Annotated in this window: 26 protein-coding genes; 18 read left to right on the top strand and 8 right to left on the bottom strand. The window is 54.0% G+C overall.

Annotation, left to right across the window (positions count from 1 at the left end; all coding sequences use genetic code 11):
* Positions 1–10: 10 nt before the first annotated feature.
* The 3 genes from BLO51_RS20970 to BLO51_RS20960 are packed head-to-tail and all read left to right on the top strand — an operon-like array spanning position 11 to position 2977.
* Complete coding sequence (locus tag BLO51_RS20970) at positions 11–943, top strand: S66 peptidase family protein (RefSeq protein WP_090674952.1); 933 nt, start codon at positions 11–13, stop codon at positions 941–943.
* A 13-nt stretch (positions 944–956) separates the two neighbouring features.
* Positions 957–2060 carry a mandelate racemase/muconate lactonizing enzyme family protein gene (locus tag BLO51_RS20965; protein WP_090674951.1) on the top strand — a complete coding sequence of 368 codons (1104 nt, stop codon included), beginning with the start codon at positions 957–959 and terminating at the stop codon, positions 2058–2060.
* Positions 2057–2977 (top strand): C40 family peptidase, encoded by a 921-nt coding sequence (locus tag BLO51_RS20960; protein ID WP_090674949.1) that lies wholly within the window; start codon positions 2057–2059, stop codon positions 2975–2977. The genes BLO51_RS20965 and BLO51_RS20960 overlap by 4 nt, the downstream gene beginning before the upstream one ends.
* Positions 2978–3050: 73 nt before the next feature.
* Here the strand turns inward: BLO51_RS20960 and BLO51_RS20955 are convergent, their stop codons facing one another.
* Both BLO51_RS20955 and BLO51_RS20950 read right to left on the bottom strand, forming a co-directional pair.
* Positions 3051–3989 carry a response regulator gene (locus BLO51_RS20955; RefSeq protein WP_090674948.1) on the bottom strand — a complete coding sequence of 313 codons (939 nt, stop codon included), beginning with the start codon at positions 3987–3989 and terminating at the stop codon, positions 3051–3053.
* A gap of 7 nt (positions 3990–3996) precedes the next feature.
* Entirely contained in the window at positions 3997–5295 is a 1299-nt protein-coding gene (locus tag BLO51_RS20950) for a sensor histidine kinase (RefSeq protein WP_090674946.1), read from the bottom strand.
* A 125-nt stretch (positions 5296–5420) separates the two neighbouring features.
* Between BLO51_RS20950 and BLO51_RS20945 the strand changes: the two genes are divergently transcribed.
* On the top strand, positions 5421–6707 hold the full coding sequence (locus tag BLO51_RS20945; protein WP_090674944.1) for a cation:dicarboxylate symporter family transporter: 1287 nt from the start codon (positions 5421–5423) through the stop codon (positions 6705–6707).
* 94 nt (positions 6708–6801) lie between these two features.
* Here the strand turns inward: BLO51_RS20945 and BLO51_RS20940 are convergent, their stop codons facing one another.
* Positions 6802–7863, bottom strand: coding sequence for a DUF6612 family protein (locus BLO51_RS20940; protein ID WP_090674942.1), 1062 nt, complete (start codon positions 7861–7863; stop codon positions 6802–6804).
* Between the two features lie 281 nt (positions 7864–8144).
* Between BLO51_RS20940 and BLO51_RS20935 the strand changes: the two genes are divergently transcribed.
* The 5 genes from BLO51_RS20935 to cyoD all read left to right on the top strand — a co-directional run bounded on the left by BLO51_RS20935 (position 8145) and on the right by cyoD (position 12640).
* Complete coding sequence (locus BLO51_RS20935) at positions 8145–8411, top strand: hypothetical protein (RefSeq protein ID WP_090674940.1); 267 nt, start codon at positions 8145–8147, stop codon at positions 8409–8411.
* A 258-nt stretch (positions 8412–8669) separates the two neighbouring features.
* On the top strand, positions 8670–9680 hold the full coding sequence (gene cyoA / locus BLO51_RS20930) for a ubiquinol oxidase subunit II (protein ID WP_090674938.1): 1011 nt from the start codon (positions 8670–8672) through the stop codon (positions 9678–9680).
* A gap of 41 nt (positions 9681–9721) precedes the next feature.
* Positions 9722–11695 (top strand): cbb3-type cytochrome c oxidase subunit I, encoded by a 1974-nt coding sequence (locus tag BLO51_RS20925; protein ID WP_090674937.1) that lies wholly within the window; start codon positions 9722–9724, stop codon positions 11693–11695.
* Positions 11695–12306, top strand: coding sequence for a cytochrome o ubiquinol oxidase subunit III (gene cyoC, locus BLO51_RS20920; protein WP_090674935.1), 612 nt, complete (start codon positions 11695–11697; stop codon positions 12304–12306). Before BLO51_RS20925 ends, cyoC begins: the two co-directional genes overlap by 1 nt.
* Position 12307: 1 nt before the next feature.
* Positions 12308–12640: a cytochrome o ubiquinol oxidase subunit IV gene (gene cyoD / locus BLO51_RS20915; RefSeq protein ID WP_090674934.1), complete on the top strand. Its 333-nt coding sequence runs from the start codon at positions 12308–12310 to the stop codon at positions 12638–12640.
* Between the two features lie 247 nt (positions 12641–12887).
* On the opposite strand, the gene BLO51_RS20910 is transcribed toward cyoD, so the two are convergent.
* Both BLO51_RS20910 and BLO51_RS20905 read right to left on the bottom strand, forming a co-directional pair.
* Positions 12888–13304 carry an Lrp/AsnC family transcriptional regulator gene (locus tag BLO51_RS20910; protein WP_090674932.1) on the bottom strand — a complete coding sequence of 139 codons (417 nt, stop codon included), beginning with the start codon at positions 13302–13304 and terminating at the stop codon, positions 12888–12890.
* Between the two features lie 77 nt (positions 13305–13381).
* Entirely contained in the window at positions 13382–14155 is a 774-nt protein-coding gene (locus BLO51_RS20905) for an MBL fold metallo-hydrolase (protein ID WP_090674931.1), read from the bottom strand.
* Positions 14156–14540: 385 nt separating this feature from the next.
* On the opposite strand from BLO51_RS20905, the gene BLO51_RS20900 reads away from it, so the two are divergent.
* Positions 14541–15536 (top strand): LacI family DNA-binding transcriptional regulator, encoded by a 996-nt coding sequence (locus BLO51_RS20900; RefSeq protein WP_090674929.1) that lies wholly within the window; start codon positions 14541–14543, stop codon positions 15534–15536.
* Positions 15537–15740: 204 nt separating this feature from the next.
* Here the strand turns inward: BLO51_RS20900 and BLO51_RS20895 are convergent, their stop codons facing one another.
* A complete protein-coding gene (locus tag BLO51_RS20895; RefSeq protein WP_174551289.1) occupies positions 15741–16103 on the bottom strand; it encodes an MmcQ/YjbR family DNA-binding protein in 363 nt (120 codons plus the stop codon).
* A gap of 281 nt (positions 16104–16384) precedes the next feature.
* Here BLO51_RS20895 and BLO51_RS20890 point away from each other — a divergent pair, with 281 nt between their 5' ends.
* From BLO51_RS20890 to BLO51_RS20865, 6 genes are all read left to right on the top strand, one after another.
* Complete coding sequence (locus tag BLO51_RS20890; RefSeq protein ID WP_090674927.1) at positions 16385–17317, top strand: S66 peptidase family protein; 933 nt, start codon at positions 16385–16387, stop codon at positions 17315–17317.
* A gap of 269 nt (positions 17318–17586) precedes the next feature.
* Entirely contained in the window at positions 17587–18483 is an 897-nt protein-coding gene (locus tag BLO51_RS20885) for a hypothetical protein (protein WP_090674925.1), read from the top strand.
* 94 nt (positions 18484–18577) lie between these two features.
* Complete coding sequence (locus BLO51_RS20880) at positions 18578–19321, top strand: ABC transporter ATP-binding protein (protein ID WP_090674923.1); 744 nt, start codon at positions 18578–18580, stop codon at positions 19319–19321.
* Positions 19314–20066, top strand: a complete 753-nt coding sequence (locus BLO51_RS20875) for an ABC transporter permease (RefSeq protein WP_090674922.1) — start codon at positions 19314–19316, stop codon at positions 20064–20066. The genes BLO51_RS20880 and BLO51_RS20875 overlap by 8 nt, the downstream gene beginning before the upstream one ends.
* 12 nt (positions 20067–20078) lie before the next feature.
* Complete coding sequence (locus BLO51_RS20870) at positions 20079–21560, top strand: sensor histidine kinase (protein WP_090674920.1); 1482 nt, start codon at positions 20079–20081, stop codon at positions 21558–21560.
* Positions 21561–21563: 3 nt separating this feature from the next.
* Positions 21564–22253, top strand: a complete 690-nt coding sequence (locus tag BLO51_RS20865; RefSeq protein ID WP_090674918.1) for a response regulator transcription factor — start codon at positions 21564–21566, stop codon at positions 22251–22253.
* A 137-nt stretch (positions 22254–22390) separates the two neighbouring features.
* Here the strand turns inward: BLO51_RS20865 and BLO51_RS20860 are convergent, their stop codons facing one another.
* Complete coding sequence (locus BLO51_RS20860) at positions 22391–23296, bottom strand: DMT family transporter (protein ID WP_090674916.1); 906 nt, start codon at positions 23294–23296, stop codon at positions 22391–22393.
* Positions 23297–23419: 123 nt separating this feature from the next.
* On the opposite strand from BLO51_RS20860, the gene BLO51_RS20855 reads away from it, so the two are divergent.
* The gene (locus tag BLO51_RS20855) at positions 23420–24304 is read left to right on the top strand and encodes a LysR family transcriptional regulator (RefSeq protein ID WP_090674914.1); all 885 of its coding nucleotides are present in this window, start codon (positions 23420–23422) and stop codon (positions 24302–24304) included.
* A gap of 300 nt (positions 24305–24604) precedes the next feature.
* Here BLO51_RS20855 and BLO51_RS20850 read toward each other — a convergent pair whose 3' ends face one another.
* Positions 24605–24820 carry a hypothetical protein gene (locus BLO51_RS20850; RefSeq protein ID WP_090674912.1) on the bottom strand — a complete coding sequence of 72 codons (216 nt, stop codon included), beginning with the start codon at positions 24818–24820 and terminating at the stop codon, positions 24605–24607.
* A gap of 471 nt (positions 24821–25291) precedes the next feature.
* On the opposite strand from BLO51_RS20850, the gene BLO51_RS20845 reads away from it, so the two are divergent.
* Positions 25292–25573, top strand: a complete 282-nt coding sequence (locus tag BLO51_RS20845) for a pentapeptide repeat-containing protein (protein WP_281180408.1) — start codon at positions 25292–25294, stop codon at positions 25571–25573.
* The last annotated feature ends 26 nt before the right edge of the window (positions 25574–25599 follow it).

The raw sequence follows: 25599 nt of genomic DNA, 5'->3' as shown, positions 1-25599 counted from the left end.
GGAAGACACCATGCGCAAGCGCATCAAACCTCCGCGTCTCGCCGCAGGCGATACGGTAGGCATTACGGCCCCGGCCAGCCAGGGCGACCGGAGCAGAATCGAGCGGGCGGCCGGTACTTTGAAGCGGATGGGCCTGAACGTCCGCTTCGGCAGCACGTTGTCCGGCCAGTACGGTTATTTGGCGGGGACGGACGAGGAGCGGACGGCGGAGCTGAACGCGATGTTCGCAGACCCGGACATTCGGGCCATCGTATGCGCGCGCGGCGGATACGGGTCGGGACGAATAGCCGATAGGCTGGATTACGACGGCATTCGCAATAACCCAAAAGTTTTCTGGGGATACAGCGACATCACGTTTCTCCACACCGCAATCGGGAACCGTTCGGGGCTTGTCACGTTTCACGGTCCTATGCTGACCTGCCTTGCCGAGGAGCCTGTCCATCCGCTAACCCTGCAGGGCTTTGAGCAGCTGTTTCATCCGAAGCCGGTTGTCTACACGGAAGACGTCTCGCCGCTTTATGCTCTGGTGGAGGGGGAAGCGTACGGTCCGCTGGTCGGAGGCAATTTGACCCTGCTTGTCAGCACGCTCGGGACGCCGTATGAATTGGATACCCGCGGACGTATTTTGTTTATAGAAGAGATTGACGAGGAGCCGTACCGCGTCGACCGGATGCTGAACCAACTGCGGCAGGCTGGAAAGCTGGCCGATGCGTCGGGAATTCTCGTCTGCGATTTTCACAACTGCGAGCCGAACAAGTACAACCTTTCACTAACGTTGGAGCAGGTCATCCGGCATTATCTCGTTCAGGCGGGGAGACCCGCACTCGCAGGGTTTAAAATCGGCCATTGCTCGCCGAATATCGCCGTGCCGTTAGGCATAGAGGCAAGGATGAATACCGCACAAAAGAAGCTGGAGTTTATCGAATCGGCTGTAGAAGCGTAAGGAGGCGCCTTAGATGCTTATTCAGAAAATAGACGTGATGCGTCAGTCGACTCCGCTCGTCAAACCGTTCAAAACCGCGCTACGGACCGTATTTCAAGCGGAATCTGTCCTGGTTCGGATCACGGCGGACGATGGCCGGGTCGGCTGGGGCGAAGCGCCGGCTACGATTGTGATTACGGGGGACAGCTTGGAAAGTATCGAATCCGCCATTGTCCATACGTTCACACCGCTGCTAATCGGCAAAAATCTGCTGGCTTATGAACAAATCATTCAATCCGTCCATCAGGCGATGGTCGGGTGCAGCAGCGGCAAAGCCGCGGTCGATATGGCGGTCTACGACCTGGTGGCACAGGCCTGCGGGGTGCCGCTGTATCAATTTCTCGGAGGCTATAAGGATCGGATCGAGACGGACTTTACCGTCAGCGTCAATTCGCCGAAAGAAATGGGCGAGGATGCGGCCCGCTATGTGGAATCCGGGTTCAACGTGCTGAAGATCAAGGTAGGGAAGGACGAGATCGGCGAAGATATCGAACGGATCAAAGAAATCCGCAGCCGCGTAGGCGACCGGGTCAAAATCAGGCTGGATGCGAACCAAGGCTGGCAGGTGAAGGACGCGGTCAAATCGATCCGGCGGATGGAAGACATGGGCCTCGACATCGAGCTTGTGGAGCAGCCGGTGAAGGCCGGAGATATCGCAGGCTTGAAGGCCGTAACGGACGCGGTCGAAACGCTCATTATGGCGGACGAAAGCGTGTTCTCTCCGGTTCAGGCGCTTGAAGTGCTGCAGCGGCGCGCGGCCGATCTGATCAATATCAAGCTGATGAAATCGGGCGGGATCTACAAGGCGCAAATCATCAACCAAATTGCGGAGGAATACGGCGTGGAATGCATGGTGGGCAGCATGATCGAATCCCGTCTTGCTGTAACGGCGGCGGCTCATTTTGCGGCGAGTAAAAAGAACATTACCCGCTTCGACTTCGATGCGCCGCTGATGATGCTTCACGATATTGTCGACGGCGGTGTCCGATACGACGGGCGGGTCATGACGTTTCCGGACGAGGCCGGACTCGGCATCCGGAACGTACGCTGTCAGGACGGGAAGGGAGCCGTATCATGAGCGGACCGAAGCGAGTGAGAGCGGCGGTGTCCGTCGCCACTGTATGGACGTCTCCTGATTCCCCGCGGCCGCTGGACGAACCGGCGCTGCGGCATCCGGCGGCCATAACAGAATGGCTCGGTGCTATGACCGTTAAGGATAAGCTGGATTTATACGGTGCCAATCGGATTCAGACGCAAATGCTGTACGGAGCCGAGGCGGTCGTTGCCGAAGAAAGCGGCGAGTGGGTCAAGGTGTTCATTCCCGAGCAAACCACCCGGAAGGAGGGAGCAGGCTATCCCGGATGGGTGCCAAGGCGCCAGCTGACGGAAGCAAGCGCGGAAGTCGCTGCTGACCGATGGGCGGAGGTAAGCGCTCCCCGGGCGCGGTTGACCCTCCGTTCGCCAAAAGCCGAGATCGAACTGAGCTTCTTATCCCGGCTGCCCGTCATCGAAGAGACAAACGACGGCGTTGTGGTGGATACCCCGCACGGAACGGGCTTCTTGCCGAAGGAGCAGGTGCGGATCGTCGGTAGTCCGGCATCGTCCGGCGCGGAAGAAGAGCATGCGGGCCAGCAACTGGTCCGGCAGGGGATGCGGTTTATCGGTCTGCCTTATTTGTGGGGAGGCATGTCTTCCTTCGGCTATGACTGCTCCGGCTTTGCTTATAGTATGCACAAATCGCAAGGCATTCTCATTCCACGGGACGCTTCCGATCAAGCCGTTCGGGGGCAGATGGTGGAGCGGGACAGTCTGGAACCGGGGGATCTGCTCTTCTTCGCCTACGAAGAAGGCAAGGGGCGCGTGCATCATGTCGGAATCTATGCAGGGGAAAACCGGATGCTCCATTCTCCCGATTCCGAAGGGTGCATCGAGCTTGTCGAGCTGGACGGCTACAGGCTGGCGAAGGAGCATTGTATTTCCAGAAGAAATTGGTAAAATGTTCACCCGAAAAAAAGGGGCTCTCCCATTAGGTCCGATACCGACCTGGAGAGAGCCCCTTTTTCTTCGTTCAATGTTCCCGCATGTGCTGCTTGGCTTCCAAATAAAGTACCTGAATGAATTTCTTGACGTTGATCCGCACTTGCGAGACGGCATCCCCGCTTTCGTCCTCCAGCTCCAGCATCCGCTTGCGAACCTCCGTAAAATCAAAAAACTTCGATGCGTAATTTTCGAACTTGATATTCGAATAATCCGTCAGTCCGAGCGAAGCCAAATGGCTCAACGCTTGATGAATCGCCCGGCGCAAGCGCTGTTCGGCTGCTTTGATTTCTTTCTTGATCACCGCCTCGTCTGCCTTATCGCCCAACTTGCGCACAGCCGCTGCGCGGAACAGCTCCCGCAGCTGGGGGAAATCGCGGTGGCCTGAAGCGGCATCGTCATGCTCCGCTAAAATTTGCAGCATCGTCAGCAAATCTTTGCAGCCGATTTCCCCGGTGATGCCGAGCTCCGAGAATAAATAGCGGCCCGCCGCGCCGATTCCGGCAGAACTGCGCTCCTGCTCGCGCGGGGCCGCAGGCTTCCCTAAGCCGCCTTCGTCCAGTCCGAGCAGCGACTGGCGAATGTTCTGAATGGACCGTGCAAGTCGCATCCGCTCCTCGACCTTGCGGATGACCGACAGCACCTCCAACCGGTTGATCGGCTTCGTTATGTAATATTCGACACCCAAGGCGTATGCCTCGCCGATCATGTCCTTCGATTCGACCTGCGACAGCATGATGATTTTGCCGGGAAACGACGGGGCGATCTCCCGCACCGTCTCGATGCCGTCCCGCATCGGCATCAGCAGGTCGATGAGCCAAATATCGGTCCGCGTGACCGCCAGCAGTCCGGCATCTACATCCGCCCCGTCCGCGGCCTCGCCGGCCACCTCGCCGAGGTCTTCGTCTTCGATCAGCTGCGCCAGCATGCGGCGTACCGCCGGGTCATCATCGGTTATAAAAAATCGCACTCCTTGTTCACCCGTCCTTATTCGTCGTTAAACTTGCTAACGGCAATTGTATGATAAATTCCGTTCCTTTTCCATCGATTCCTTCCTGAATTGTGATCGTTCCGCCGAGTCGCTCCACCGTTTCCTGCACGTAGGAGAGGCCGATGCCCGTCGACGGAACACCGGAAGCATCGTATTTGGTCGTATAGCCGGGATGAAAAACGATATCCCGCGAATGCTCCGGAATGCCCGGGCCGTCGTCCCGGACGCGCAGCTCCGTCGTCCGCTCATCCGTGCGGTCGATGGCGATTTCGATAACCCCGTCCTTCGCAATCGCTTCTACGGCGTTCGAGACGAGATTGTTCAGCAGTGACAGCAGCGTGTAGGCGTGATAAGGGGGATGTCCCCCTTTGACCTTCAACGCAATGCGGATCGATTTGCTGTGCAGGCGGGCGTATTTTTCGTTCGATCGGACCACCACGCTGCCAAGCTCTTCCGCCAGGCCGAAATCGGCCCGCTGCTCGCTTGTAATGAGCTGCGACAACCCGGCGTAGATACGTTGATTGTCCTTCTTGATTTCATGCACTTGTCCGGCGAGGCCTAAGGCTTGCCGGGCGAAATCGGGCTCGGCTGCGTCTTTCAGCTCCCGGTACAGTTCGTAGGACGAGCGGGTGATCTGCTCGGCCTGCTGCAGAGTTTTTTGCAAATGCACCGATTCCTCATACAGCGTCGAGATCAGCATCAGCCGATGCTCGTTCTCCAGCCGCTCCCGCTCCTGCAGCGCACGCACCTGTCGAAGCTGGATGATGTTGAAGATCGCAAGGACGAATGAGCTTCGGAACACGGCGATCACGATAATTTGCTCCAGCTCGTGCACAATGATCGTGCGGCCAGGAAGCGAGTAGCGAAAAAACAGCTCCGCCGCATTGGAGCCGATCTCCAATCCCATGCCGATCAGACCGATCAGCAGCGGACTTTGGCGGTACTTGTTGACCTGCGCGGCGGCGAACAAGGCCCCAAAAGAGAAATAGAAAAAGAAAGCAGGAGCATGCTGATAGAACGAAGCTTCAAGCGCCGCCCCGCCCAGCGCATCCAGTCCGATCCGAAAGGCCGGCACGCTGAGGCCGGTCACGAATCCTGCCGCCAGCGGCGTTAACCCGCGAAGCCACAGCAAACTGAAAAAAAGCACGGGAGGCCCCATGCCGACGCGGAACGTATCCGAGAACGGATAAAATTTCAGCTCAGCGGCCAACGGTACGAGAATGGCGACAAGGGCAAACGGGAGCAGGCGGTTTTGCCAAGAGACAGCCTGTTTCAAAATTCGCATCAACTCGCAATTGTAGGTTTTTGTAGTTTAGTGTAGCCGGTCCATATCATAATATTCAAACCTATTATTTCACAGACGCCCCTAATTTGGAAGCGCTTTTAGTAGCAAAAAAGGAGGAAACTAACATGAAAAAATTCGGATTGGCTCTGCAAATCGTGATCGGCTTGATGCTCGGGATCGCCGTCGGAGCCATCTTTTACGGAAATCCCGCCGTCGAGACCTACCTGAAGCCGGTGGGGGACATCTTCATCCGCTTGATCAAAATGATCGTCGTGCCGATCGTCATCTCTTCGCTTATTGTTGGCATCGCCGGGGTAGGAGATATCAAGAAGCTGGGCAGGCTCGGCGGTAAAACGATTTTGTATTTTGAAATCGTTACCACGATTGCCATTATCGTCGGTCTGCTATTTGCCAACATCTTCGAGCCGGGTGCCGGCATCGATATGTCGGGGCTTGCGAAAACCGATATCAAGACGTATGTCGATACGGCAGAGAAAGCAAGCCACAGCATCGCCAGCACATTTGTGAATATCGTACCGAAAAACATCTTCGAATCTTTGATGAACGGCGATATGCTCGCGATCATTTTCTTCTCCGTCATGTTCGGACTTGGCGTGGCGGCCATCGGAGAACGCGGCAAGCCGGTGCTTAGTTTCTTCCATGGCGTTGCCGACACGATGTTCTGGGTCACGAATCAAGTGATGAAGTTCGCACCGTTCGGGGTATTCGCCTTGATCGGCGTCACGGTGGCCAAATTCGGCGTAGACTCGCTAATTCCGCTTGGCAAGCTCATCCTTGTCGTATATGCCAGCATGCTGTTCTTTATTTTCATCGTGCTCGGGACCATCGCCAAACTATCCGGCACCAGCATTTGGACGATCATCAAGCTGCTTAAGGACGAAATCATTCTCGCCTACTCCACGGCCAGCTCCGAATCGGTGATGCCGAAAGTGATGGAGAAGATGGAAAAGTTCGGTTGTCCTAAAGCGATTACGTCGTTTGTCGTCCCGACCGGCTATTCGTTCAATCTCGACGGGTCGACCTTGTATCAGGCGCTTGCAGCGCTGTTCATCGCCCAGATGTACGGTATCCACATGCCGATCAGCTCGCAGATTACGTTGATGCTCGTGCTGATGGTGACGTCGAAAGGCATCGCCGGTGTGCCGGGAGTTTCGTTCGTTGTTCTGCTTGCGACGCTCGGTTCAGTGGGGATTCCGGTTGAGGGACTCGCTTTCATTGCCGGGGTCGACCGCCTTCTCGACATGGCCCGCACGGTCGTTAACGTCCTTGGCAACTCGCTGGCCGCGGTGGTCATGTCCAAGTGGGAAGGCCAATACGATAAGCAAAAAGGATTAGCTTACGCCGCTACGGTCAAAGAAACGGCGAAGCATGCGCTGAAGCCGACGGCTTAAAGTCTGCTAGTGCCGCATTTTCCGGATTGAGCCGATAAGAGGTACACAAAAGCCGCGTCTCCGATTAATCAGAGGGCGCGGCTTTTTCGATGAATTACTGGCCGTTTATTTTGGCCATCAACTGCTCAAGGGTAATAACGTCTTTCGGGATGCCGATTTTGAATTCCGGCTTCTCGTTGATCTTGGAATACTCCGCCTTGATGTTCCCGCCGAATTGAACCGGTTTGCCTTTGTCTTTGAGCTCGAGGTCTACGTTGACATCATGGTATGCCGGGAACCCTTTTTTGTTGACGGCTGTCGTGATTTGCAGGTCCTTAATTTTCAGGTCTTCCTTCATTTTAGCCACTGCGGTTTTGAGCTTGTCTCCGGAATTGGCTGTCAAATCTTTCTTCGTTTTCTCCAGGTCCTCTTTCTTGAAGGTGACAACGCCTGCATATTTGTCGTTCATCAGCAGATCGAGCACTTCCGGCAGCGCCTTCTCGGCGAAGGTGATGATGAACGGCTCCAGGTTTTCGTTCGTAACCGCGAATTTAACGATCTGGTTCGCTTCAACCGCTTCCGGCAGCTTGGCGTCCTTCTTATCCACAGAGGAGAGAAACGTTTTTTCGTCCATGTGTTTGAAGAAGACTTTGCCGATTTCTTGGCCCAGCTCTTGCTGTTTCTTCATGGTAGCGGCGTCGAAAGTTACTTTCTCGCCCGATTTCTCCGCCAGTTCCTTCGGATCAAGCTCTACAAATTTGCCTACTACATCCTTCGGCAGTGGCAGCATCGGAATGTTCGGCACCTTCACCCAAATTTTTTGATCGGTCATGACGATCGGCAGATTGATGTTCATCGCCATATCGCCTTTGAGCTTGGCTTCGATGTTCATTTCCATCTGGAACGGTTCTTGCTGGTAAGCGCCGGATACGGCCAATTCCATGTTTTTGAGCATTTGTGCTGATACGGCAAGCTGCGGATTTTCGGCTATAGCGTCGGCAGGGAAGTCCATGTTCATTGCGAAGGTCATTTTGTAATCCGCCGATTTCATTTCCGTAGCCTTTTGGAACGCCTTCTCCAGCGTTTCCTTCGGTGCCGGCTTTGCTCCGCAACCGGCGAGGACTGCCATCACAACCAGCAGCGCGCAGAGTGCAAGTGCAATTTTCTTTCTGTACATCTGAGTGATCCCCTCTCCAAAATCTGACTCTATTTTTACAACATTGCCTATTCTATTACAAAAAAATAGATTTGAAAAGGAAAGATTGGTAAATCGTATCGATTTCCTAAAAGAAATTTCGATGCCGTAACCTGATTGGTAGGCGCTTCATATTAATATAGAAGAGACAAAAAAAATTGTCTGAAATTTGATCAAAAATTGAATTTTGTATGAACAAAATCGCAAAAGTGTGGTATACTATTGGAAGATAAAGCACTTTCATTGGTTTAGGAGTGATTGCTATGACGACGAAAACGGCAGTTTTGGCCGAAGGAACCGGAAACGAGCGCAATGTGGGCAGATTGGTAGCTTTGATGACGGCAACAGCATGGGTGCTGCTTGGGATCGGATTGCTGCTTAGTTTATTAAACCTGCATGACTTCAACGATCGTAACACGTCCCTTATGGTCGGGTTCGGGTTCATGGTCGGCAGCGTTCATATTTATGTGATCCGTACGGCAATCCACCTCGTTCATTCCAGAGCGAAAACAGAAGACGACAGTAAATAAATGGCATAATGCATAATTTTAGCCCCTTTGGGATCTCCCGAAGGGGTTTTTGGTGTTTGTCCGAGGCAGCATAATTTTAACAAGTGCAAAATATTTGTCAGACTCGTGAAAATTATTTTGCAGAAAAATGACGAAACATTGACGTATTTGTTAAGTACCGCGAACATTTCGTCGTAATCTGTTATGGTGTTGCTATAGAGTGATCTGGCTCACAGTCAGAACAATCAAAGCATTCGGAGAGCTTGGGAGAGGATCGACATGAGAAAACCGGTAAAGATCGGCCGAATTTCGCTGGCGCTGCTGTTCATCCTGATGATGGCGCTGCTAACCGGCTGCGGACAAGAAATGATGGTGTTTGACCCGAAGGGGCCGATTGCCCAAGGCCAGCGAGATCTGATCATGATCTCGATCGTGCTATGCCTGATCGTGCTGGTGCCCGTGCTGGCCATGACGGCAGTCATCGTATGGCGGTACCGCGATTCGAAAGGAAACAAGGCGGCCTACAAGCCGAATTGGTCGCACAGCACCAAGTTGGAGATGATCTGGTGGGGGATCCCGATTGTGATCATCATTATTCTGGCTAGCGTGACGGTAAAATATACGTATGCGCTGGAGCCTACCAAGCCGATCGAATCGGACCAGAAGCCGATGGTCGTTCAAGCGACGTCGCTGGATTGGAAATGGCTGTTTACTTACCCGGAGCAGGGAATTGCGACGGTGAACTATTTGCAAATTCCGAAGGGCGTGCCGATCAAGTTCGAATTGACGTCCGACGCTCCGATGAACTCGTTCTGGATCCCGCAGCTTGGCGGACAAATGTATACGATGTCCGGCATGGCGATGGTCTTGCACCTGCAAGCGGACGAGGTAGGCAAATATTTTGGCACCGCGTCGAACTTTAGCGGACAGCATTTTACAGATATGAAATTCGACGTTCACGCGACGTCGCGGGAAGAGTTCGACAAGTGGGCCGCAGGGGTCAAAAAGTCGGCAAGTCCGTTGACACAAGCCGGCTATGACGCATTGGCCAAGCCGGGCCGTTCCAGCGAGCAGTTCTACTCGTCGTACCCGGATAACCTGTTCTACAATATCGTTACGAAATATGCGGTCGGCGGCTCGCATGGTGCTCATGGCGGTCACGGGGCGATATCCGGCGGCAGCGGAAACGAATCCGGCGGAAAGCAGGGCGCTGAAGCAAGCGACAGCAACAAGATGGAGGACGTCACCGCGGGCCAAGGCCACGGGGCTCACAGCGCCTCCAGAAAATAAAACAACGTTAGATTGATTTCATATGGAAAAGAGGCCCACTCATGCTGGATACCATTAAACAATTCGCATCGGAGTTTTTCGTCACCGGGGATCCGCTAATTCTCGGGGCACAGGTAAGCATCGGGCTTGCGTCGGTAGCCATCGTCTTCGTGCTTACGTTTTTCAAAAAATGGGGCTGGCTGTGGCGCGAATGGCTGACGACTGTCGACCATAAGCGGATCGGCATCATGTATATTATTTGTTCCATTTTGATGCTGTTCCGCGGCGGCATCGACGCGCTGCTCATGCGGCTGCAGCTGGCGATGCCTGGCGTCGAATTTTTGCAGGCGGATCACTATAACGCCATCTTCACTACGCACGGCGTCATCATGATTTTGTTCATGGCGATGCCGCTTATGTTCGGTTTGTTCAATGTCGTCGTCCCGTTGCAAATCGGCGCGCGCGACGTTGCGTTTCCGTTTTTGAACTCGCTCAGCTTCTGGATGTTTTTCTTCGGGGCGATGCTGTTCAACATTTCGTTCGTCATCGGCGGTTCGCCGGATACGGGCTGGCTGGCCTATCCGCCGCTGTCGGAGCTGTCCCACAGCCCGGGCGTCGGTCAAAACTTCTACATCTGGGGTATCCAAATCTCGGGGATCGGGAGCTTGGCGACGGGGATCAACTTTATCGTGACGATTCTCAAAATGCGCGCGCCCGGCATGAAGCTGATGAAAATGCCGATGTTTTCCTGGTCGGTGCTGTCCAGCTGTATCATGATCATTTTCGCGTTCCCGATTCTGACTGTCACGTTGTTCCTGCTGTTCCTTGACCGCTTCGCAGGAGCGCATTTCTTCACGCTCGACGGCGGCGGCAACCCGATGATGTATATCAACTTGATCTGGATGTGGGGGCACCCCGAAGTATATATCGTCGTTGTTCCTGCGTTCGGCATTTTCTCCGAGGTGGTTGCGACCTTCTCCAGGAAAAAGCTGTTCGGCTACCCTTCGATGGTATTTGCCATGATCGGGATCAGCGTCCTGTCGTTCTTTACATGGGTTCACCACTTCTTCACGATGGGCTCCGGCGCGGATGTCAATGCGTTCTTCGCGGTCACGACCATGCTGATCGCCATACCGACAGGGGTCAAAGTGTTCAACTGGCTGTTTACGATGTTCCGCGGCCGAATCCGGTTCACGACACCGATGATGTGGGCGGTCGCGTTCATTCCGTGCTTCGTCATCGGCGGGATGACCGGGGTGCTGCTGTCCGTTGCTCCGGCTGACTTCCAATTTCACAACAGCTACTTCTTGATTGCGCACTTCCACCAAGTACTCATCGGCGGCGTTGTGTTCGGATTCTTTGCAGGTCTGTATTACTGGTGGCCGAAAATGTTCGGCTTCAAGCTGAACGAGCGTCTCGGCAAATGGGCGTTCTGGTTCTGGAACATCGGCTTCTACGTGTGCTTCATGCCGCAATATTTCCTCGGACTGGACGGTATGGTACGCCGTACGTATACGTACGATTTCGACATGGGCTGGGGACCGCTCAACTTGGTTTCGACGATCGGCGGCTTCCTGATGGGGATTGCGTTCATTTTCCAAGTATGGCAGATCGCTTACAGCATCAAGCATCATGAGAAAGACACAACAGGCGATATCTGGGACGGCCGCACGCTGGAATGGACGATTCCGTCGCCGGCGCCGATGTACAACTTCGCTATCACACCGACTGTGCAGGAAACTGACGACTGGTGGGAGCGGAAGCAGAGAGGCGAGAAGCCGCTCGCTCCGATTCCGGAGGCGAAGCTGGAGCCGATTCATATGCCGAAAAACTCGGCGATTCCGTTCATCAAGTCTGCACTATGGTTCTTCGCCGGCTTCGGGTTCGTATGGAACTGGATGTGGCTGACGATTCCGGCGCTTGTCGGCATCGCGATCTGCATGCTGGTGCGTTCGTTCTCCTACGATACCGACTATTACATTCCGGTCGATGAAGTGAAGCGGACTGAGCAATTGGCAAGGGGGGCAAAAGCTTAATGGCACACACGTCGGCAAATCACGGACATGACGCTCACGACCACGGTCATCACGATCAGGAGTCGATGAAGACGTTCGGCTTTTGGCTCTTTCTGATTACGGACGTTATTTTATTCGGCACGTTGTTTGCCACCTATATCGTTCTTCGCGGCAATACGAATGCGGGACCGACGCCTGAGGAACTGTTTCAAATGCCGGGCATTATTGCCGAAACGTTCATCCTGTTGACGAGCAGCTTTACGAGCGGGCTTGCGGTGCTTGCGATGCATCGCGGCAACAAGCAGCAACTGCTCGGCTGGCTTGCGGTTACGGCACTGCTCGGCGCGGCGTTCATCACGCTGGAAGTGATGGAGTTCGTGCACATGGTGAATGAGGGCGCGACGATTACCACGAGCGCTTTTCTATCCGCGTTCTACACCTTGGTAGGAACGCACGGCTTGCACGTATCGCTTGGCTTGGTGTGGATGATTGGGCTCATGCTTCAGCTCCGCAAACGCGGTATTACTCCCGTCACCAAGCGCAAAGTGGAAAATCTCAGCTTGTACTGGCACTTTCTTGACGTCGTCTGGATTTTCGTCCTCACGGTCGTCTACTTGATGGGGGTGATGTAAGATGGGGAATTCGCATGGAGCTTCTTCGCATGATCAGCACGGCTCCCATGGCTCGCTGAAGTCTTATACGATCGGGTTCGTGCTTTCGATCATCTTGACGATCATTCCGATTACCATCGTGATGAACAGCATGCTGAGCAAGACGGCGACACTGGTCATTATTCTTGTGATGGCGATCCTTCAGTTCGCCGTGCAGCTTATCTTCTTCATGCACTTGCGCGAAGGCGAGAATGCCCGCTGGAACATGATGGCGCTGCTGCTGGGCATGATCATTCTGCTGACGATCGTCGCAGGCTCGATCTGGATTATGACTTACAATGCGGTAGCGCATTGAGGCAAGGGGCGAGAAATCGCCTCTTTTTTCTATGTAATCACAATAGAATGACGCGATTTATCCAAGACAAAAAGAAATAGACCGCCCTATGTATAGGCTGCGGTCGATTCATGATCAATTCTTATTCTGCTTAGCCACCGCCCTTAAAAGCGGCTATTGTGTGGGAGTCGTGTTGGCGCACGGCTCTCTTTTTATTATACAGTATCACGCCCCGCATTTCGGGGCGTGATTGGCGATGAAACACCGTCTACTTTACTTTTCCGATGGCAAGGTTAACCTTGTAATTACCGTACTGGAGGATCGCATCCAGCAAAACGTTCAAAGCGGCGGAGTCCAGTACGGCAGCTTTAACCGTATAGCACCCTTCGCCGCTGACGCGGTAAGCTTCGATCACCGCCTCTTGTTCCTGAAGAAAGCTCTCGAAGCCGCTGTGATTCGTTGATTTCATAAATACGGTGATGAAGGCAAGAACGGGGCGGCCCATTTTTTCCTCGTTCAACTGAACGGTATAGGCTTGAATGATTCCCAGGTCTTCCAGCCGTTTGATCCGGTTTCCGACCGCTTGCCCCGAAAGAAATACGTTTTCCCCGATCTCCTTCCACTGGATACGGGCATTTTGTCGGAGAAGGCGGATAATCTCAATATCGGTTTGATCCAGTTCCATGAATACACCTGCTTGTTATGGAAGTTTGCTCAAACCGATTGTACCGTGTCCGTCCGCCAGAAACAAGGCTTCCTCTATTACGTGTGCGAGGAGGACGGATGGAAGCGGATGGACTCTCCATCCTCCGGAACACGGACTCTTTCTGAGAGACCGAGCCCGGCAACATACGCTCTTAAATCCTCTCTCCGCAGAAGGCAGTGGTTCAGAGCCTCCATATGAGCCACGATAACTTGAGCGTCCGGTACGGTGCTCGCGACCTTCGCCACATCCGCTTCGTTCATTGTAATCGGTCCGCCCTGCAGGAACTCCGCGCTGCCTCCGAACAGCACGACGACGTCTGGCTTATGCTGTATCAAGGCTTGCTCCACCTCCGGGCACCAGATTGTATCGCCGGCAATATAAAGAACGGGCTCGCCAGGCGCATTCAACACAAAGCCGGACACCGGCCCTATCTGCTTGGCGATCTCGCCCGTGCCATGCTGACCGGAGGTGCGTACGATGCTGACGGAATCCCACTCTACGCCCGTTTCAACGGGCCGCACGTCCCGAAAGCCCTGATCCCGAATCATCCCGGCATCCTCAGGCTGGCAGAAAAAGACGATATCCTTCGGCAGCAAGGCCGCCGCGACGGCGTCGAAATGATCCGGGTGGCTATGGGTAAGCAGGACGGCGTCGGCTTGCAGCAGATGGGATATGGAAACTTTTAGATTCACGGTTGGGTTTGGAAAAGAATTCGGCGTATTCGGGAAGGGAGGCATAGCTCCGGCCGGACTTAGCATCGGATCGATAAGCAGCTTCTTTCCGCCGAATTCGATATAATGCGTTGCGTTTCGAATGAGTTGAATTTCCATGGGAATGGTACCTCCATTGTTTTCTGCATTTGCTTACTAACGTATTATAAAGCCAAACGGCCATGCTGCAAAATAATTCGGCGAAAGAGAAAAGCGTTTTTTGCTTTCGTGGCGGAAGAAAATGATGGCAGCCCGTCTTCCGCTCGATCACTGCACTGCTTAGCGGGTGGTCCGACAGGCGCGGTGCTGTCCAACGACCGGATCATTCAAAAAACACATTGCTATCGAAGGGGGAGGATGGTAATATAGGTTTACAAAAGTAAAGTATTGTTATATTTTCCTTAAATATATGTCATTTCATGCCGACATCCAGCGATACGATTTGCCTATTCCAAAAGTTAAAGCGGTTTAATTTTTACAGCGCGTATCGGAAGGAGCCTGCCCCATGAAAGCAAGCATATACGACGTGGCCAGACATTGCGGATTGTCGGTGGTGACCGTATCCCGGGTGTTAAACAATACGGCCAACGTACGGGAGAAAAACCGGCGAAAGGTGCTGGACGCCATCGAGGCTTTGGATTACCGGCCTCATGCCGCCGCGCAAAGTCTGGCCCGGGGTCATACCCGCATCATCGGTTTGATCATGACTGCGCTGCATGATCGCTTTTTTGAGTCGGTCGTCAACGAAATCAACCGCACGCTTGCCCGGTATGGTTATTTTCTGGCGCTTTCCGTCTCGAACGATGTTCGTTCCAGCGAAAGACACGATTTGATGCACGAAGACCGGGTCGATGGCCTGATTCTGATGTCTTTGCCGGAAGAGGAGCAATATATCGCCCAATTGAAAAAACGGAGTATTCCGTTCGTGCTCATCGATAATCAAAGACGGGATCACATGGTCCCTTCGGTGTTGACGGATAATTATTACGGAGGCTACGAAGCGGCGAAGCACTTGCTCTCGCTAGGCCATACCTCGATCGCCCACGTATGCGGGCCGGAATATTTTTTGAGTACGCGGGAGCGAAAGAGAGGCTTTTTGGATGCGCTCCGGGAGGAGGGACTTTCTCCGTTCGCCGTGGTGCAAGGGGAATACGAAATCGGTTTCGGCTACGATACGGCAAAGTCATGGATCGAGAGCGGGAAGCTGCCTACGGCCGTATTCGCCGGCGACGATTATATCGCGGTCGGGATCGTAAACGCTTTGGCGGAGAAAGGGATGAGGGTGCCGGAAGCGATGTCGGTTGTCGGATATGACGATCAATATATTGCGTCCCGTCTTCGTCCCTACTTGACGACCGTTCGCCAGCCGGCGGAAAGCATCGGTCAGAGCTCCGTAGAACTGTTGTTGAAATGGATCGGAGACGGCTCGACGGCCAGCGTGACGGTCGAATGGAAGCCCGAGCTGGTCGTCAGGGAATCGACGGCTGCGCTTAAGGCGTGAGGATCGGAATTGTGCAGCAGCGGCATCCGACCGGGTGCTGTTTTTCATTTATATGTGTTAATTTACGGGCAGGAAAGGTATCTCGAATGATCGTTGATGAGGAGAGGCGGCTGCCAGGTGCAATGGGTCCTGAGGGGAGAAGTCCTGTGGACCCATTTTGCGGCAGCCGGGATGCCTGGTTTTAAGCGGTTTGTTTCGTTTTCGTCAACCGGCATTGATCGCTTCTTTCACGGCTCTGGTCAGCTTGCGGTATACAAGCTGGTACGATTCCTCCAGCATGTCCAGTACTTCGGTATCCGGAACTTGGCCGTTCAGCACGACCGTGTTCCAGTGCCGCTTGTTCATATGATAGCCGGGAAGCACGGCGGTCGGATACGTTTGCCGTACGATCCAGACGTTGTCGGGATCGCATTTCAGACTGATGCTCGGGATGCCTTGATGGGTGCCGAGCAGAGCGAACATTTTGTCGCCGACGAACAGAACGGGCAGGTCCGGGTCGAAAGGATGCTTGAGGCTCGTTCCGGGCTTCTTCAGTCCGTATTCTGTAAGACGGGCATGATCGATCATAAGTTAACCACTCCTTGAGACACGCTGTTTACTCTTTATTGTAACGTATGACCCCGGGGTCTTGCCAGATGGATAAAGGAAGGTGGAATAAGAGTTATAGGCATGGGACGAAGCTCGCAGGGTGACCTGCGGGCTGTTTGCCGTTGGACGGGCAAAAAGCGCTCATAGAGCCTCTGATAAATCATTTTTATCTGCAACGCAAAATAGGGATGCTGGGATACGTGCCCCCATATACTTGAAAAGACGGGAGTCGCGACGCTTTGGGAGAGGAAGGTGGCATAATGGCCATTAGACCGCCTGCGCTGCAAAGAGGCGATACCATCGGAGTCGTTGCCATGGGCAGTCCGCTGGAGGCCGATGTGATCGATGCGCGCGTTCAAGTGTTGAGAGGGATGGGGTTTCAGGTCGTATTGGGACGGTATGCGTATACCCGTAACGGTTTTCTTGCCGGTACCGACCAAGAGCGCGCGTATGACTTAATGATGATGTTCGCCAATCCGCAGATTAATATGATTCTTCCCACCCGCGGCGGCGTAGGGGTAGCGGGTATGCTTCCTTACCTCGATTTCGGCATCATCCAAAGCAATCCGAAAATTATTACCGGCTACAGCGACGTGACGTTTCTTCTGAACGCACTGTATTACTATAGCGGGCTTATCGCTTTTCACAGCCTCATGCTGATTGATTTCAAACCGGAAACCCCCGCGTATAATTTCGACCAGTTTTTTACTGCCGTATCGTCCTTGTCTTCTTACCGTCCCATTCTGAATCCGCCGAATGTTCCACTCGTCAGCCGTGTGCCGGGGAATGTCACCGGACCAATCGTCGGCGGCAATCTGACCTCCGTGGTCGATACGTTGGGTACGCCTTACGAGATCGATACAAGGGGAAAGGTGCTGTTTCTGGAAGAAACCCACGAGCCGGCTAATACGGTATACAGGTACCTGAACCATTTGAAGCTGGCCGGGAAGTTTCAGGACTGTCTTGGCATCGTGATGGGCGAATGCACGGATTGTCCGGCCGCCTACGGCAAGTCCTACGAAGATGTGATCAGCGAATTCGTCGTTCCTCTCGGCAAGCCCCTTCTGACGAATCTCGCGACCGGACACGGTCACTATAAGGCCGCTATTCCTATTGGGGCGATGGTAAACCTGAATACGTTCAACAATACGCTAACTGTGCTTGAACCTGCGGTTGGCATTCGGCACATATGAAAGGTCATTTCAGTGTGATAGACCTGGCAAAATTGCCGGTGTCTTATTAAATCGTAGACGATGAGTCCCAGGCTCCGGATCAGAGCGATCCGGAGTTTTTCGTATTCCTGGCAGTGAATCGGGGTGCTTGGCGTCCGGTTAATAAAGTTTTAATGATTTGTTTAGAAACGGCTAATCTCCGTTTTCTAGAATGTTTAGCTCTTCCGGTTAGGATGGAATTATGGAAGCCGGAGATGCTTTCAGACCCCAATCCCAAGGAGGAAGAACCCATGAACAAACGAATCGCATTAACCGGAGTCAGCGTAGCCGTCGGAAGCTTGCTTCTGATCGGTTCCGCCTATGCGGGGCTTGGAGACGCCCCAGGGTACGACGCTTACAAGTCGGCCGTCAAGCAAACGTTCGCGGTACAAAATGTGACGAAGCAAATGAATGTGTCGGTGAAGGATAACGGAACGAAGCTGCTCGACGTACAGTCGACCGTCAAAGACGATAAGGCGAAGAACGAAATGAGCGCGGAAATTAGCCTGAGCGGCGGCGGAGCAAGTCAAGGAATTAATCTCTACCGGCAGGATGGCAAGCAAATCGTCAAAGCGAGCGACAACGACGTTTACAACGTCATAGAAGGAAAGCAATGGAAGGGGAAAGCGGGCGAACACCGGGGGCAAGCTCCTGATGGCATTAGCGCCGAAGTCGAGAATGTCGTCGATGCGTTGGTCGGCAATCTGAAGGATTATGTCACCTTGTCGCCGCAGACGGACGGGACGAAGAACATCGCGATACAGCTGAGCGGAAGCCAAATTCCGGCAGTGGCGAATGCGATCGGATCGCTTGTGGTGAAGCAGGCTGCAAACGCAGAGGGGCATCATAAAGGCGTTCAAGAGCCTTTCGGCGATAAGCTCCAGGGACTCCACGACAGCATGCCGAAGCTGACGCAGGACGTGAAGATCGACAAGTTCGATCTGGCGGCCAAAGTCAACGCAGACAACCGGATCGAGAAGCAGCAGATGACGCTGACGATCAGCGGTAAGGATGCGCAAGGCGCTTCCCACGAAGTCGTCGTTGCCGCCGATTTCGGCCTGTCCGACTTCAACGGCACGACGCCGGACCACATCGATCTGAACGGCAAGCAAGTGAAGACACTCGATGTGAAAAAACACGAACAATAAGCGCGATTGCCGCAGCGGGACGAGGGGCGGCCTGACAGCCGTCCTTCGCCGTTCGTGCAAAAGCTTGAGCTTCGATGAATAAGGAGATGAGCCGATGGAAGCTGTCCTGGAGCTAAACGGATTGACCAAAATTTACGCCAATCGGCGCGGTGTGGAAAATATTACGCTGCAAGTGCAGCGCGGAGATATTTACGGATTTTTCGGGCCGAACGGAGCCGGCAAAACGACCGTGATGAAAATCATTACCGGACTGTGCCGGGCGGACCGGGGGCAGGTGCGCTTGTTCGGGCAAGATGCGGCCGCCGACTTCGTGAAAGCGATGAGCAGGGTGGGCGTGCTTATCGAAACGGCGGACGCTTACGATTACATGAGCGGCTACAAAAATTTGGAGCTCGCCGCCCGGTTTTACCCGCAGCTGCCCCGCAAACGAATCGACGAGGTGCTGGAGCTGGTCGGGCTCGCCGCCTTCAAGCACGAGAAAGTAAGCCAATACTCGCTGGGCATGAAGCAGCGTTTGGGCGTGGCCGCGGCGATCCTGTCCGAGCCGGAGCTGCTTATACTGGATGAACCGACGAACGGGCTCGATATTGAGGGCATGGTGGAGATGCGCGAATTGATCGCCCGGTTGGCCCGCGAGCAGCACATTACGTTTTTCTTATCCAGTCATCTGATTACGGAGATGGAGCAGCTGTGCAGCCGGATCGGCATTTTGTATAACGGAAGGCTGATTCGGGAAGATTTCGTAGCGGATATTGTCCGCGGCGCGAATCCGACGACGCTGGAGAACTATTTTATGGAGCAAGTGCGCGAAGAAAGGAGAGCGGAAGTCCATGCCTAGTTTTTATGCGAATACGGTAAACGAGCTGGCGAAGCTGATGGCCCGCCGCAAAACGCTTGTTTTTCTCGTCCTGACCGCCCTGATTCCGATAGCTGCTGCCGCTGCCGCCTCGCGGCTTCAATTCGGCTTCGGCGTAGCGGCGTTGGCCTCTGCGGATTTCCCGGTCGTCCTGCTCAGCTTTTATACCGCCGTCTACTTGCCGCTGCTGCTCTTCATGACGGCGTCCGACATGTTCGCCGGGGAAGCGGGCGACAAGACGATGAAGCTGCTCTTAACGCGGCCGATCACCAGATTTCAAGCGTTCGCGTCCAAGCTGGCCGCCATGCTCGGGTATGCGGCGCTGCATCTGGCGATCGCCCTTGTTGTATCGGTGGCAAGCCTTCTGTTTGTGGGCGGCGGGGGCACGGTTGTGGAGGGACTGGGCCGGACGGCCGCCGCTTATGTCACGGCGCTGCTGCCTCTGTTCACGCTCGGACTGGCCGCGGCTTTTATCGCCCAATTGTTCAAAAACGGCAGCGGCGCGCTGACAGTCTGCATTCTGCTGTACGCTTCGGCGAAGCTTGGCGCTTTCTTCGTGCCTGCGCTGGCGGTATACACCCCTGCGGCTTACACCGATTGGCATATGCTGTGGCTCGGAGCCTCGGTGGCGTCCGGCAAAATCCTGAACGTCTTTATGTTTCTGGCCGCTTGTTGTATATTGTTTTTTACAGGAGGCTATACCTTGTTCGAGCGAAAACAATACTAGGAGACCGTAGCGATGTCCATCAAAGTCCGGTTGGTGCTGTCCTATTTCTTGATGCTTATCGTGCCGGTCGTGCTTGCCGGCGTCGCGTTTTTGATCATTGTTGCCGCTTTTTTCGGCGACGTTCAATCGCTGTACGACGTCGATACGAAACATAATCCCGTCAAAGAAGTGCTTGAGAAGGAAGCCGCCATCAGCGCCGAATTAAAGCTCAAGACGACGGAAGATCCCGATTCGCTGCTGAACCCGGTTGTAACGGCGCAATTCGAAGAGCGGCTTCGGCCGATCAATATGGGGCTTGTCGTCCGGAAAATGGATAGCATCGTCTACGTGTCCGAGAAGTTGAACAAGCCGGAGCTGCTTGGCAAATTACCTCCATATGGGGCGGGGGATTCGGATCTCAATGCCCGGCCGATGAAGGACCGGGGCCCTTGGTCTTTATCCCGGCAGCACGATTTCCGTTTTAAGGACGGCAGTCCGGGGAGCGTCTTTATCGCGATGGATGTGAATTTTTTCGGCAAAATTTTCCGTACCTACACCTCCACGTTTTTTATTTCGCTGCTCGTTATTCTTGTGTTGACCAACGGCTTGCTGACGTATTGGGTATCGCGGAGTGTGATTCGTCCGCTTCGCCAGCTGCAGCGGGCGGCAGGCGAAATTCGCGAAGGCAATCTCGACTTTGAAGTCAAGCCGCAGGCGAAGGACGAGATTGGCGAGCTGGCGGCATCCTTCGAGCAGATGCGCCAGAGGCTGAAGCAATCCGTCGACGTGCAGCTCAGGTACGAAGAGAACCGCAAGGAGCTCATTTCCAACATTTCACACGATCTGAAAACGCCGGTGACCGCCATTAAAGGCTATGTCGAAGGCATTATGGACGGCGTATCGAATTCGCCGGACAAGCTGGACAAGTACTTGAAGACGATTTATGCCAAAGCCGTTCAGATGGATCATCTGATCGACGAGCTGTTTTTGTTTTCCAAGCTGGATCTGGGAAAGCTGCCGTTTCATTTTGAACCGGTGAACTTAAACGATTTTTTGCAGGATTGCACGCTTGACATGCAGCTGCACGCCGATATCGAAAAGAAAGGCGTCACGCTTCGGTTCGACGCTCCCATGGCGCAAGCTCCGGTGTGGGTCACGGCCGATCGGGAGAAGCTGAAGCGGGTGCTGGTCAATTTGATCGGCAACGCCATCAAATATATGGATAAGGATGAGGGACTCATCACGCTTCGGATGCGGTCCGACGGCGAACAGGTTATCGTAGAAGTAAGGGACAACGGGCAAGGCATTCCACCGGAGGCGCTGCCGCATATTTTCGACCGGTTTTACCGGGCGGACCCGTCGCGGAACAGCGGCACCGGAGGCAGCGGGCTGGGCCTTGCCATTGCGAAGCATATTATCGAGGAGCACGGCGGCGTCATTCAGGCCAAAAGTACGCTTGGCGAAGGCACGAGCATTTATTTTACGCTCCATCAAACTACGGGCGGCGGGGACTGAGCGATGAAAAACATTTTAATTATCGAGGACGAAACGAGCATTGCCGAGCTGGAAAGGGATTACTTGGAGATCAACGGGTATCGGGTCGACATGGAGCATAGCGGGGACGAAGGGTTGAAGAAGGCGCTCACGGGGAATTACGATCTGATCATTCTCGATCTGATGCTGCCCAAAGTGGACGGCTTCGAGATATGCCGGAAAATCCGCGACAAGCACGATATCCCGATTCTGATGGTATCCGCGAAAAAGGAAGAGATCGACAAAATCCGCGGCCTGGGCCTCGGCGCCGACGATTACATCATCAAGCCGTTCAGTCCAGGCGAGCTGGTCGCCCGCGTGAAGGCGCATTTGTCGCGCTACGAGCGGCTGCTCGGCAGCCGGGCTCCTCAGACGGAGGAAATCCGCATCCGCGGCCTCCTCATCGACAAGTCGTCCCGCCGCGTGTTCGTGAACAACCAGGAAGTGACGTTTACGACCCGGGAGTTCGATCTGCTGACGTTTCTCGCTTCCAACCCGAACCGCGTGTTCAGCAAGGACCAACTGTTCGAGCACATCTGGGGCTACGATTCGGTTGGCGATATCGCGACCGTCACCGTCCACATCCACAAGCTGCGGGACAAAATCGAGCAGGACCCGTCCAATCCGCAGTATATCGATACGATCTGGGGCGCGGGGTACCGGTTTAAGATTTGAGGCAAAATGAAAAGATCCCGCACATGCTCTGAAAAAGAGCAGGCGGGATCTTGTTGTTTGCGAGAGTGCGCGGGGCTGCTTTCATGAGGCTGAACGTCTGCTATGCAACTCCGTAACACCGTGGATATTCTTCAAAGCTATTTGCTTACCGGCCGGTGTTTCTTGACGGCAAGCCGCTTCCCATCGAGCAGTTTCTTCACATCGGTCTGTGCGAGAAATACGCTGAGCAGCAGCAGCGCCGCGCCGACGTACCCTCTGGACGTCAGCATTTCCCCTGCAAAAACAAAAGCGAAGATCGCGGCGAACAACGGCTCCGTTCCGAAAATCAGCGCCATTCGCGTAGGCGAGGCGTACTTTTGCGCGGAAACCTGCAGAACGAAGGCGACGGCGCTGCATAAGATGCTCAGGCCGAGAATGGACCACCACGCGTCGAACGTATCCGGCAGCTTCGGCGTCTCCATCAGGAAGGAGAAGGACAGCGCCCATAGCCCGGCAAACCCGAGCTGCAGCACGCCGAGGGCGATCGCATCCCCCTTTTTTACGACCGAGCCCGTCACGAGCATATGCACGGCGAACAGCAGCGAGCCGAGTATGCAGTACATATCCCCTTGATTGATCGTCAGCGACGAGGTCAGCGTCAACAGGCCGATCCCGACGATGGCGAGTCCGATGCACAGAAGCAAGCGCGCCTCCGGTTTTTTCCTCAGGAAAAGGATCGACAATATCGGAACGAAGATCACCGAAAGACCGACAAGAAAGCCCGCGTTCGAAGCGGAGGTCGACCGTACCCCGAAGGTGATGAACACGAAGCTGAGAAACAAGATCGAGCCCAGCACAAAAGCGGAGCTCAACGTCGACCAATCGGCGCTCCGGATGCGCTTATGAAAGACAAGCGCCGACAATAGAAATGCAATTAGCAGCCGCAAAGCAATAAGATTAAATGTATCCAACGATTGCAATCCGACTTTGGTGAACAAATACGAGGATGCCCACAGCATCGTCGCTCCCAGCATCATCAAATCCGCTCTAATTTCCGTTCTCATCTGTCTGGCTCCCAACGCAATATGTATTTACACAACGCTTAGTATAACGGTACACTATGAATAAGAAAAATGAATGTTTATCATATATTATGTGAATTTTTTTCATGAAAAGGAAGACGATCTATGTCATTGGCCAAATACGAAGTATTCAGTACAATCGTCGAACTGGGCAGTCTGACCCGGACGGCCGAGAAGCTCAGGCTGACCCAATCGGCGGTCAGCCATGCCATCGCCAGTCTGGAGTCCGAGTGGGGTTTTACCCTGCTGACCCGGGGACGCGCCGGAATCGGTCTGACGCCGAACGGCGCGTGCGTGCTAAAGCACGTCCGAGACATTCTCCAGCGAAGCGAGCTGCTCAAGCAGGAGGTCGCTTCGATTCAAGGGCTGGAGACCGGAACGGTGCGGATCGGCACCTTCACAAGCATTTCTACCCAATGGCTGCCCGGCATCATGAAGCGGTTCCAGGCGGAGCACCCGACCATCGAGATTAAGCTGCTGGAAGGCGACTACGACGAAATTAACGATTGGATTACGAGCGGCGCGGTCGATTTCGGCTTTCTCTCGTTAACGGCGGCCCGGCCTTTGGACATCATCCCGCTAACCAACGACAACCTACTTTGCATCGTGCCGGACGAGTCCCCTTACCGCGAGATGACCGTCATGTCGCTGGCCCAGCTGCAAGCGGAGGCGTTCATTATGCCGAAGTGGGGCAAGGAAAGCGACCTGCTGCGCATTATCAAAATCAACCGGCTGTCGCTGAACATCAAATATGAAGTGCTGGAAGATCAAGCGATCATGGCGATGGTGAAAAACGGGCTCGGGATCAGCATTTTGCCGGCTATGGTGCTCTATGAGGCGCTGGACGGTATTCACATGATCGGTCTCGAAGGCGACCCGTACCGCACGATCGTGCTCGCGGCCGTATCCTTCAAGCACCTTTCTCCGGCTGCGCAAAAGTTCAAAAAGCATATTACGGCATGGCTGAGCAAGCAGCACGTATCGCTTTGACGGCACGGACCCGCATGCCGAACGAAAGGCCGGCTTGCGGGCGCAGACGGCGGTGTCGGCCGTGGTCGCAGACGAGGCAGTGGTGACGGTCGAGGTTCACGACGGCGTGCTGACGTTCGAGGCGGAAGGCGGGCGGACGTACGTGCTGAAAGGATAGAGGACGTGTTGCTGCCGAAGCGAAGGGAAGATGGTCAACCGCAAGAGATCATAGTAAAGGGCAAGGGACGAATTCCGGAATCACCGGAAGCGTACCTTGCCCTTTTCATTTCACAGGTGCTGATTCGTCGTACAGGCGTCGTGCTAAGCGTAAGCCTTGCCTTTGGTCAGGATGCACGGAACCCCGTTGCCGACAGCGCCCGGCTGGGACATTTTCTCGAGATACCGCAGTCCGCGCTCGCATTTGCGGCAGCGGGCGCACACGTCCGAGGTCACCACCTTCATGTTGAACTTGGTTTTGTCGATGGACGACGCCGGGACTTTCTTTTTGGCAGTTTTCGCTTTGCTCACAGTCTTCATCTCCCGCGGCTTGGATGATGCATTCTATGAACGGCCCGCCTGTTTGGTCACCGTGCAGGCGGGCAAATGTCATTTTCACATCGTCTATCGAACCGCAATCGATTCTATGATATTTTGGTTTTTTTGGAAATTATGATAGAATAGTTTAACCGAATGCTTTGTTTGCATGCATGTGCCTCGATATGGATTTTTCGATATCGGGGCTTTCTTCTTTTGATGCGTTTTAATTAAAACATAGGAAGAAAAGAGGAGAACGGTTGTGAAACAGAACATTTACGACAATGAAACTTTTTTTTGAAGGCTATAGACAGCTAAGGGAAACGGAATCCGGATTGAACGAGGTTCTGGAGCAACCGGCTCTTAGGGAGCTACTTCCGGCGCTAAAGGACCTGTCTATTCTGGAATTGGGCTGCGGGATGGGGCATTTTTCAAAATGATGCTGATACTTTTGAATGTATTAATCTCGATAATTTGGATTTGCACAGAGCGATGTTAGCTGAAGAAAATTTGACCGGAGCAAGCTTTGTTGGGACAATTCTGCGAAATGCACAATTGAACGGTGCAATAATGAGTGGAGTTGATCTAACTAATGCACGGGCAATGGTGGCTTCATTCGAGGGAGCGATTTTACAATCGGCAAAATTAATTCATTGTCAATTAAACGGAGCAAGTTTAAAAAATGCCGACCTCACAGGGGCAGACTTAACGGGTGCAGATGTCTGGCAAACAGATTTTTCCGGAGCTAAGCTATAAGGCGCAGTGATGCTATGTTCCAGGAT

It is taken from the genome of Paenibacillus tianmuensis (assembly GCF_900100345.1).
GTDB classification, from domain to species: Bacteria; Bacillota; Bacilli; order Paenibacillales; family NBRC-103111; genus Paenibacillus_G; species Paenibacillus_G tianmuensis.
Note: the sequence above shows the minus strand (reverse complement) of the source record. Positions and strands in the feature narration are given on the sequence as shown.